1 protein-coding gene is annotated in these 1,571 nt (G+C 50.2%); it reads left to right on the top strand.

Annotated features, from left to right (window positions below; translation table 11 throughout):
* Positions 1-222 precede the first annotated feature (222 nt).
* Positions 223-1,464: an IS110 family transposase gene (locus MKX63_RS32495; protein WP_341015016.1), complete on the top strand. Its 1,242-nt coding sequence runs from the start codon at positions 223-225 to the stop codon at positions 1,462-1,464.
* Positions 1,465-1,571: the final 107 nt, after the last annotated feature.

Raw genomic sequence — 1,571 nt, 5'->3', positions numbered from 1 at the left:
GAATGAAAATAAGTGGGTGGCATCCGTCGCATCCATTCTAAAAGAGGCTGTAGTCGTCAACACTACATATACAAATCAAAGGGCGGAAACGGTTACTGGGATACACCCCGTGCGAAAAACTGTTCTATTGCGCTTTTCGAGCATCGCCTATTGTAGCCCCCAAAAGTACGTGTATTAAATTACACTCACTCGAGCGCATGATTTGTAAGCTGACGATGGAGGATGATTGGAATGGATGCTGTACGTATGTGTTGCGCCGGTCTGGACGTGCACCAGGAAACCGTTGTGGCCTGCGTGTTGAAAGGACCGATCGAACAGAAACCCCAATGTCACCTGAAAACCTTTGGGACGACAACCAAAGAATTGCTAGGCCTGCAAGATTGGCTGAGTGAACAAGGCTGTCGGGAGGTGGTGATGGAGAGTACGGGCGTGTTATGGAAACCGGTATGGAACATCTTAGAGGGCAGTTGTGATCTGGTCTTGGCCAACGCCCAGCGGGTAAAGAATACGCCGGGTCGAAAAAGTGACATGCAAGATGCGCGCTGGTTAGCGCAATTGCACCGTTGCGGGCTCATTGAAGGCAGTATGGTGCCCGAACAAGACATCCGGGATTTGCGAGACTTGACCCGTTACCGGAGTAAGATGGTGCAGGCGGTGACGGCGGAGAAAAACCGCATTCACAAAATCCTGCAGGATGCCAACATTAAGCTAACCACCTTTATGTCCGATCTATATGGGGTTTCGGGACGGGGCCTGCTCCAGAAGATCATGGACGGCGAGGTCATCGACGAAGGGACCGTTAAAAACCTGGTCAAAACCCGTTTGAAAAAGAAAGTTCCGCAGTTGCTAGACGCGCTCAATGGCAAGTTGCGCCGTCATCACCGCGAGATGATTCGAGACCACTGGGACCACTTGGTCTATTTGGAGAAAAGGATCACGGAGCTGGAAGCTCGAATCGAGGCGAAGGCAGAACCGTACCTGGAGGTGATTGAACAAATTGACTCCATTCCAGGAATTGAGCGGACGTCTGCCGTGACCATCTTTGCCGAAGTGGGGCCGCATGTCGCGGAAATGTTCCCGAGTGATGCGCAGTTTGCATCATGGGCGGGGGTGTGTCCAGGGAACAACGAAAGCGCGGGAAAGCGAAGAAAGTCAAAAACGATGCAAGGGAACAAGCATCTGAAAGGGGCCTTGTGTCAGGCGGCTTGGGCGAACTCTCGCTCCTCGAACCGGATCGGCCAATTTTTTCGACGAATACGTAAGAGAAGAGGCGATAAAAAAGCAAACGTCGCCACCGCGCATTTGCTGATTCGAATCCTCCATGCCCTGATGCGGGAGAAGAGGTCATACCAAGAAATAGACGTCTCACTAGGCGATGAGACGTCCAAGAAAAACACGTTAGATAGGTACGTGAACTATATCCAGCAGTTAGGATATAGCGTGCAATTAAATCCTATCCAATAGTCTTCCCTTTTTCAAAAAAAACGAAACGTTTTTTTGGGGCGGTGGGTCTTTTTTTGTCAAAACCCGTTCTGCTGCGCATTTTCCGGTACTTTTATTTTCGTATTAAA

Source organism: Paenibacillus sp. FSL R7-0179 (assembly GCF_038002265.1).
Taxonomy (GTDB): Bacteria; Bacillota; Bacilli; order Paenibacillales; family Paenibacillaceae; genus Paenibacillus_AQ.
Note: the sequence above shows the minus strand (reverse complement) of the source record. Positions and strands in the feature narration are given on the sequence as shown.